At 67.5% G+C, this 8,335-nt stretch carries 6 protein-coding genes and 1 pseudogene; 4 read left to right on the forward strand and 3 right to left on the reverse strand.

Annotation, left to right across the window (positions count from 1 at the left end; all coding sequences use genetic code 11):
* On the reverse strand, positions 1-475 hold a 475-nt coding region (locus B2W70_RS01485), incomplete at its 3' end, for an alpha/beta hydrolase (protein WP_286742186.1).
* Positions 476-569: 94 nt separating this feature from the next.
* Here B2W70_RS01485 and B2W70_RS01490 point away from each other — a divergent pair.
* The 3 genes and pseudogenes from B2W70_RS01490 (at position 570) to B2W70_RS01500 (ending at position 5,593) form a co-directional block, all read left to right on the forward strand.
* Positions 570-1,301: a CerR family C-terminal domain-containing protein gene (locus B2W70_RS01490; RefSeq protein ID WP_286742187.1), complete on the forward strand. Its 732-nt coding sequence runs from the start codon at positions 570-572 to the stop codon at positions 1,299-1,301.
* 27 nt (positions 1,302-1,328) lie between these two features.
* On the forward strand, positions 1,329-2,516 hold the full coding sequence (locus B2W70_RS01495) for an efflux RND transporter periplasmic adaptor subunit (protein WP_286742188.1): 1,188 nt from the start codon (positions 1,329-1,331) through the stop codon (positions 2,514-2,516).
* A pseudogene (locus tag B2W70_RS01500) lies at positions 2,513-5,593 on the forward strand (efflux RND transporter permease subunit). Before B2W70_RS01495 ends, B2W70_RS01500 begins: the two are co-directional and overlap by 4 nt.
* A gap of 97 nt (positions 5,594-5,690) precedes the next feature.
* Here the strand turns inward: B2W70_RS01500 and B2W70_RS01505 are convergent.
* A complete protein-coding gene (locus tag B2W70_RS01505) occupies positions 5,691-6,875 on the reverse strand; it encodes an acetyl-CoA C-acyltransferase family protein (RefSeq protein ID WP_286742189.1) in 1,185 nt (394 codons plus the stop codon).
* Between the two features lie 159 nt (positions 6,876-7,034).
* On the opposite strand from B2W70_RS01505, the gene pgl reads away from it, so the two are divergent.
* Positions 7,035-7,787: a 6-phosphogluconolactonase gene (gene pgl / locus B2W70_RS01510; protein ID WP_286742191.1), complete on the forward strand. Its 753-nt coding sequence runs from the start codon at positions 7,035-7,037 to the stop codon at positions 7,785-7,787.
* A 3-nt stretch (positions 7,788-7,790) separates the two neighbouring features.
* Here pgl and B2W70_RS01515 read toward each other — a convergent pair whose 3' ends face one another.
* Positions 7,791-8,246, reverse strand: a complete 456-nt coding sequence (locus tag B2W70_RS01515) for an acyl-CoA thioesterase (protein WP_286742192.1) — start codon at positions 8,244-8,246, stop codon at positions 7,791-7,793.
* Between the last annotated feature and the right edge of the window lie 89 nt (positions 8,247-8,335).

Consider the following 8,335-nt stretch of genomic DNA (forward strand, 5'->3'; position numbering starts at 1 on the left):
GCGCCTGCCTGGCCAGCGGGGTGTGCCGCATCACGCCGGTGAGCTCGGCCACCGAGGCACCCAGCAGCATGGGTGGCGTGAAGAGCACCGGGTCAAGCAGCACGGCGGCCCGAAAGAGCTTGGGGTGCTCGGCCACGATCAGGCTGGTGAGCACGCCACCGAAGCTGTGACCTGCGGCGAACCAGGGCACGCCGGCGAACTCAGCTCCTTGTGCCTTCAGGGCCTCGACGGCCAGGTCGGCGCTGCGGTTCCAGCCCACGAACTTGCCGCCATGGTCACTGTCGCCGTGGCCCTGGGCGTCGGACAGCCACAGGTCAAAGTGCTGATCCAGCTGCTGCAGCATGGGTTCGTAGGTGCGCCCACAAAAACCGTTGCCGTGCAGGAAGTGGAGCAAAGGACGCCCGCTGGGGGCGCTGTGCCAGCCCCGCAAGGTGAAGCCGGCGCTCGAGGGGTGGGACCATGGGATCAACTGCATGGTCGGCATTCTGCCTTTTGACTGGTTTTCTTGTCAGATGGGGCTTTCGGACAGGGGTTTCGGCCAGGTGATTTCTGGTCTACGATGCGCCACCATGAAAATCAATCAAGCGCTTGATTTTGTTGCCGACGCCCAAGATGCCCAGGACGGACCCGTGGGCCAGGAGCGCGGGGCCCGCGCCCGCGAGCGCCTGCTGCACGAGGCCACACGCATCTTTGCCGAGAAGGGCTTTGCACGGGCCTCGACGCGCGAGATCTGCCAGGCCGCGGGGCAGAACGTGGCTGCCATCCACTACTACTTTGGCGACAAGGCCGGTCTGCACCGTGCGGCGCTGTTGCGCCCCATCGAGATGACCAACGAGGCCCTGGCGGGGTTCGACGACCCGGCCTTGACGCTGGAGCAGGCGTTGCGCCGGGTGATGGCGGGCTTTTTGTGCCTGCCCGAAGCCGGAGAGCCGCCTGACCTCGAGATGCGTTTGTTTTTGCGCGAGATGCTCGAGCCCAGCGGATCGCTGCAGGACATCGTGGTGCAGCACATCCAGCCCGTGCACCAGCGGATGGTGCGCATGCTGGCCCGTCACACCGGGGCCACCGAGCCCGATGACGACCTCCACCAACTGGCCTTTGCGCTGTCGGCCATGGTGCACGACTACTGCATGTCGCGGCCCTTCATGGACGCCCTGGCGCCGGGGCTGCTGCATGGCGAAGGCGCGACCGAGCGGGTGCTGGAGCGCCTGGTGGGCTTTGGACTGGCCCTGGTGAATCACGAACGTGCGCGGCGCGCGGGTCAGGGGACCACCCTTTGCGCGACGCCGACCCAGGACTGAGCGAGAGAGCTAGAGAGCGAGAACTTCATGAACATGAACCTGACCTTCAAGCGCGGCGCCATCGTGGCCGCTGTCGTCGCCATCAGCGGCCTGGCCTGGTACCAGACCTCGCGCGCTTCGGACAAGCAAGAGGCGGCCACACCGAGCGCCGCCTCGGTGGCCGCTCAGGCCAAGGCTTCTGCCGCGCGCTCTGCCCGGCCATCGCTGAGCGTGCAGGTGGTGCGCCCAGAGCAGGCCAGCTGGCCGCTGGAGCTCAGCGCCAACGGTGCCATCGCCGCCTGGCAAGAGGCCGTGGTGGGGGCCGAGCTCTCGGGGCTGCGGCTTGACGCCGTGCTGGTCAACGTGGGCGATCGCGTTCGCCGAGGGCAGGTGCTGGCCACGCTGGCCAGCGAAGCGGTGCGCGCGGACATCCACAGCGCCCAGGCCAGCCTGCAGGAAGCCCAGGCCCTGGCGGCCGAGGCCAAGTCCAACGCCGACCGGGCCCGCAACCTGCGCGCGGCCGACGCCATCAGCGCGCAGGAGGCCCAGCGCTCGCTGACCTCCGAGCAGACGGCGCTGGCGCGCGTCGAGTCGGCCAAGGCCCAGCTTGCGGCCCAGGAGCTGCGCGGGCGCCAGACCCGCGTGATCGCCCCTGACGACGGCGTGATCTCGTCGCGCTCGGCCACCGTGGGCGCCGTGGTGCAGCCGGGTGTCGAACTCTTCCGATTGATCCGCCAGAGCCGACTGGAGTGGCGCGCCGAGCTGCCGTCGGCCGACCTGGTGCGCGTGCAGCCCGGCATGAAGGCCGTGGCCACACCGCCGGGTGGCCAGCCCGTCGAAGGCCGAGTGCGCATGGTCGCGCCCACGGTCGATGGGGCCACCCGCAATGGCATCGTCTACGTGGACCTGCCGACCTCGGCCGCCCAGGCGGGTGCACGCGCAGGCATGTTTGCCGCGGGCAAGGTGGCCGTGGGCCAGGCCGGCGGCTTGACCGTGCCGCAGGCGGCGGTGCTGCTTCGCGATGGCTTCTCGTATGTGTTCGTGCTGGACGGCACGCCGCCTGGGCAGCCGGCCGCACAGGCCTCGGTGCGCCAGGTCAAGGTCAAGGTGGGGCGTCGCCAGGGTGGACGCGTCGAGGTCATTGACGGCCTGCAGGCCGGTGCGCAGGTGGTCGCCGCTGGCGTGGCCTTCCTGGCCGATGGCGACACGGTGCGCGTCGTGGGAGATCGCTCATGAACGTTTCATCCTGGTCGATCAAGAACCCGATCCCCGCCGTCCTGTTGTTCATCTTGCTCACCATCGTGGGCCTGATGGGCTTTTCGGCGATGAAGATCCAGAACTTCCCCGACATCGACCTGCCCACGGTGACGGTCACGGCCTCGCTGCCGGGCGCCGCGCCGGCCCAGCTCGAGACCGAGGTCGCCCGCAAGATCGAGAACTCGATCGCCACGCTGCAGGGCATCAAGCACATCTACACCAAGGTGCAGGACGGCACGGTCTTCGTGACCACGGAGTTCCGCCTGGAAAAGCCCACGCAGGAAGCGGTCGATGACATCCGCGATGCCGTCTCTCGCGTGCGTGCCGACCTGCCCGGTGACCTGCGTGACCCCGTCATCTCGAAGATGAACGTGGCGGGTTCGCCCATCCTGACCTACACCGTTGCGTCCGATCGCATGGACGACGAGGCGCTGTCCTGGTTCGTGGACCACACGGTCACCAAGCGCCTGCTGGCCGTCAAGGGCGTGGGCTCGGTGGCTCGCGTGGGGGGCGTCACGCGCGAGGTGCGCGTCGAGCTCGACCCGGCGCGCCTGCTGGCCCTCAACGCGACAGCGGCCGACGTGTCCAGGCAATTGCGCAATGTGCAGCAGGAAGCCTCGGGTGGCCGCGTGGACCTGGGGGGCAGCGAGCAGTCGGTGCGCACAGTGGCCACCGTGCGCTCGGCCGAAGAGCTCGCCGCCATGGACATCACGCTGAGCGATGGCCGGCGCGTGCGACTCGATCAGCTGGCGCAGGTCAGCGACACCGTGGTCGAGCAGCGGCAAGGCGCCATGCTCGATGGCCGCAAGGTGGTGGCCTTCGAGATCTCGCGCGCGCTGGGCGCGGGCGAGGTGTCGGTGCAAGAGGGTGTGCTGGCCGTGCTCGAAGAGCTGCGCGCCGAGCACCCTGACGTCAAGCTGACCGAGGCCTTCAACTTTGTCGAGCCCGTGGTCGAGAACTACGACGGCTCGATGTACCTGCTCTACGAAGGCGCCATCCTGGCCATCATCGTGGTGTGGTTCTTCCTGCGCGACTGGCGCGCCACCGTGGTGGCCGCGGCCGCCTTGCCGTTGTCGGTCATCCCGGCCTTTGGCGTCATGCACCTGCTGGGCTTCAGCATCAACGTGGTGACGCTGCTGTCGCTGTCGCTGGTGGTGGGCATCCTGGTGGACGACGCCATCGTCGAGATCGAGAACATCATGCGCCACCTGGCCATGGGCAAGGGGCCGCTCGAAGCCGCCATGGAAGCCGCCGACGAGATCGGCCTGGCCGTGATCGCCACCACCTTCACGCTGATCGCGGTCTTTTTGCCCACGGCCTTCATGGACGGCGTGCCGGGCAAGTTCTTCGTGCAGTTCGGCTGGACGGCGGCCATCGCGGTGTTCTTCTCGCTGGTGGTGGCGCGCATGCTCACGCCCATGATGGCGGCCTACATGCTCAAGCCGCCCGAGAAGGAGCACCCGGAGCCCCGCTGGATGACGGTCTACCTGAGCTGGGCCCGTTGGTGCCTGAGCCACCGTTGGCAGACGATGCTGATGGTGCTGATCTTCACCGTGGGTTCATTCTTCTTGCTGACGCGCCTGCCTTCGGGCTTCATCCCGCCCGATGACCTGTCGCAAACGCAGGTGATCATCGAGTTGCCGCCTGGCAGCACCTACCAGCAGACCTTCGCCCTGGCCGAGCAGGCACGTGGCATCGTTGAAAAGCACCCGCACGTGAAGATGGTCTACACGGCCATCGGCGGTGGCGCTTCGGGCTCGGACCCGTTCGCCCCCAGCGGCGCAGCCAACGTCACCAAGGCCACGCTGACGCTCAACATGACCCACCGCACCGAGCGCAAGGGCCTGAGCAAGCAGGACATCGAGTCCGAGCTGCGTGACGCGCTGGTGGTGCTGCCGGGCGCGCGCATCAAGGTGGGCTTCGGTGGTTCGGCCGAGAAGTACGTCTTCAAGCTCTCGGGTGAAGACGGCAACACGCTGATGCAGCACGCGGCCCTGGTCGAGAAGGATTTGCGGACCATCCCGGGCATTGGCAGCGTGGTGTCCTCGCTGAGCCTGGTGCGGCCGGAGCTGGTGGTGCGACCCGACGCAGCCCGTGCGGCCGACCTTGGCGTCAGCACCGCGGCCATTGCCGACACCTTGCGTGTGGCCACCCAGGGTGACTACGACCAGGCGCTGCCCAAGCTCAACCTGTCGCAAAGGCAGGTGCCGGTGGTGGTCAAGCTGCCGCCCGAGGCGCGCACCGACCTCGAGTTGCTGGCCCGTTAGCCGGTGCCAGGGGCTCGCGGCCCGGTGCCGCTGGGCAACGTGGCCGAGTTGTCGATCGACAGCGGCCCGGCGCAGATCGACCGCTTCGACCGCGAGCGCACCATCAACTTCGAGATCGAGCTCAACCAGCTGCCCTTGGGCGAGGTTGAAAAGGCCGTGATGGGCCTGCCCACCTTGAAGCAGATGCCGCCAGGCGTGGGCATCCAGCCGGTGGGCGACGCCGAGGCCATGGCCGAGCTGTTCTCCAGCTTCGGGCTGGCCATGCTGACCGGCATCCTGTGCATCTACGTGGTGCTGGTGCTGCTGTTCAAGGGCTTCTTGCAGCCGGTGACCATCCTGGCTGCGCTGCTGCTGTCGGTGCCGGGCGCGATCTTCGCGCTGTGGGTCACGCACACGGCGGTGTCGATGCCCTCGATGATCGGCCTGATCATGCTCATGGGCATCGCCACCAAGAACTCCATCTTGCTGGTGGACTACGTGCTGATCGCGCGCAACCAGCACGGCCTGTCGCGCTGGGAGGCGGTGGTCGACGCCTGCCGCAAACGCGCGCGCCCCATCATCATGACCACCATCGCCATGGGCGCGGGCATGGTGCCCATTGCCCTGGGCGTGGGGGTGGATCCGAGCTTTCGCTCGCCCATGGCCATCGTCGTGATCGGTGGGCTCATCACGTCCACCTTCCTGAGCCTGCTGGTGATCCCGGTGGTGTTCACCTGGGTGGATGACCTGGTGAGCTGGAGCGCCCGCCTGGTGCGCCGGTCCCAGGCGCGCGAGCTGCCCGCCGCTTGAGCGCAGGTGGCCCGAGTCCTGAGCGTTTCAGGCGTGGCGAGTGAGCAAAGAAAAGGCGCCCCGCGGGGCGCCTTGTTCATGCCGAAGCAGGCGTCGTTCAGACGCGCTCGATGATCATCGCGATGCCCTGGCCACCGCCAATGCACATCGTGATCAGCGCGTAGCGGCCGCCCGTGCGCTGCAGCTCGTAAATGGCCTTGGTCACCAGGATGGCGCCGGTCGCGCCCACGGGGTGACCCAGCGAGATGCCCGAGCCGTTGGGGTTGGTCTTCTCGTTGGGGAAGCCCATTTCCTTGGACACGGCGCAGGCCTGTGCGGCGAAGGCTTCGTTGGCTTCGATCAGGTCGAGGTCGGAGACCTTCAGGCCGGCCTTTTCCAGGGCCAGCTTCGATGCCGGCACGGGGCCGATGCCCATGTACTCGGGCTCGACGCCAGCGTGGGCATAGGACACCAGTCGGGCCAGCGGCTTCAGACCCAGGGCCTTGGCCTTCTCGGCCGAGGCCATCACCACGGCGCCAGCGCCATCGTTGAGGGTCGAGGCGTTGCCGGCCGTGACCGTGCCTTCTTCCTTCTTGAAGGCGGGCTTCATCTTGCCCAGGGTGTCGACGCTGGTGTCGCCCTTGACGCCTTCGTCGGTGTCGAACAGCACCACGCCCTTGCGGGTCTTGAGCTCGACCGGCACGATCTGTTCCTTGAACACACCAGCGGCGATGGCCTTGGCGGCGCGCTCTTGCGACTGCACGGCGTAAGCGTCTTGCTGGTCACGCGAGATGTCGTAGCGGGCGGCCACGTTCTCGGCGGTGATGCCCATGTGGATGTGCATGCGCGGGTCGTGCAGGGCGCCGAGCATGAAGTCCAGCATCTTGACGTCGCCCATGCGCGCGCCCCAGCGGTTGGAGGTGACGAGGTAAGCGCCACGGCTCATCGATTCGGCACCGGCGCCAACGGCCACGTCGCAGTCGCCCAGCAAGATGGCTTGGGCGGCCGACACGATGGCCTGCAGGCCCGAACCGCACAGGCGGTTGACGTTGAAGGCGGGGGCCTCTTGCGGCACGCCGGCGTTCAGGGCCGAGACGCGGCTGATGTAGGCGTCTTGCGGGATGGTGGGGATGACGTGACCCATGACCACGTGGCCGACGTCCTTGGGCTGCACACCCGCGCGCTCCAGCGCGGTCTTGATGACCAGGGCGCCCAGGTCTGCCGGCGGGATGTCCTTCAGCGAGCCACCATAAGAGCCGATGGCGGTGCGGGCTGCGCCCACGAAGACGACTTCACGAGTCATGTTGGATTTCCTAAGGGGTGAAAAGGGTCAGACAACGACACTTTTGACAGTGCTTCTTGTCAGTTTAACAAGATCCGAACGGTGATCATCACACCGATCCTGTTGCGCTGCAACAATCTGGCCACCTATGATGCCCGCATGTCCGTGGCAGGTGCCCCCATGCAGTCTTCATCCCGCTCACGCCCCCTCCCGCGTCCCCAGCCGGTCTGGCACGAAGCCGCCGATGCCCATGTGCTCGCCGAGCTGCTGGCGGCGTGGGTGAGCGAGCGTTTGCGCGAGGGGTTGGGGCAACGGGGGCAGGCCACCTTGGTGGTGTCGGGGGGCAGCACGCCCGTGCCTTTTTTCCATGCCTTGCGGGATGCGGACCTGGACTGGTCGCGTGTCACGGTGACCCTGGCGGACGAGCGAGCCGTGTCCGCCACGCACGCCGACAGCAACGCGCGCCTGGTGCGCACCCACCTGTTGCAGGGCCGGGCTGCCGCAGCCCAATGGCTGCCGTGTTTTGCTGCCAGCCCCCAAGCTGATCAACTGGACGCCGCCTGTGATGCGTTGCAGGCGAGCTTGTCGGGGTTGTGCTGGCCCGTGGACGTCGTGGTCTTGGGCATGGGTGCCGACGGGCACACCGCCTCGCTGTTCCCGGGGGCGGTCGAGCTGGTGCAAGCCCTGGCCGACGAGGGCGGGCGCCGTTGCCTGATCGCGGCGACGCCCGAAGCGCCCAACGTGCCGGTGCCGCGATTGTCCTGGACCCCGAGCGCCTTGCTCGACACGCGCCACCTCGCCATCCACACCACAGGCATCGTCAAGCGCGAGCTGTTGCAGCGCGCCTGTTCGTCGGACGATGTGCGCGAGATGCCGATCCGCCTGGCGCTGTGGCAGGACCGCGTGCCCTGCCACCTGTTCCACGCTGACTGAGGCTCAGTGAACGGCGCCCTGGCGCGCGCGCAGCCTGGCCAGGAACGCCTCGGGCAGCGGAGACACCTTTTTGCCGCCGTCCGGGGTGTCGCCCACGAACACCACACCGGTCTTGCCGCGCGCCACCTCGCGGCCGCTGGCCTTGTCCTGCAGGCGAAACACCAGGTCGAAACCGTATTTGTTGAAGTCATCGGGGACCATGTCGACCTGCATGGTCTCGCCGTAGAAGGCCTCTGACTTGTACTGCGCCATCATGTCGCCGACCACGAGCGTCAGGCCCTCGATGCCGATCTCGCCTGGGTAGCCCAGCCAGCGAAAGAAACGCACGCGTGCCTCGGAGACCAGCGTCAGCAACTGGGCGTTGTCGAGGTGACCGCCCTGGTTGACATGGCTGATGTAGATGGGGATGTCGGTGGAGAAGATGAACTGCTCTGGCAGCTCGAACTGGAGGCGGGCCATGTTGTGCGCGAGGGGGACTGCGGAAGGGCTCGATGATAGGGTGGGGTGATGATCCGGGTGCGTCGCCACCCGCCACGGGCATCGCGAGA

Origin of the sequence: Aquabacterium sp. UBA2148 (genome assembly GCF_002328915.1) — a bacterium.
Classification (GTDB): domain Bacteria; phylum Pseudomonadota; class Gammaproteobacteria; order Burkholderiales; family Burkholderiaceae_C; genus Aquabacterium; species Aquabacterium parvum.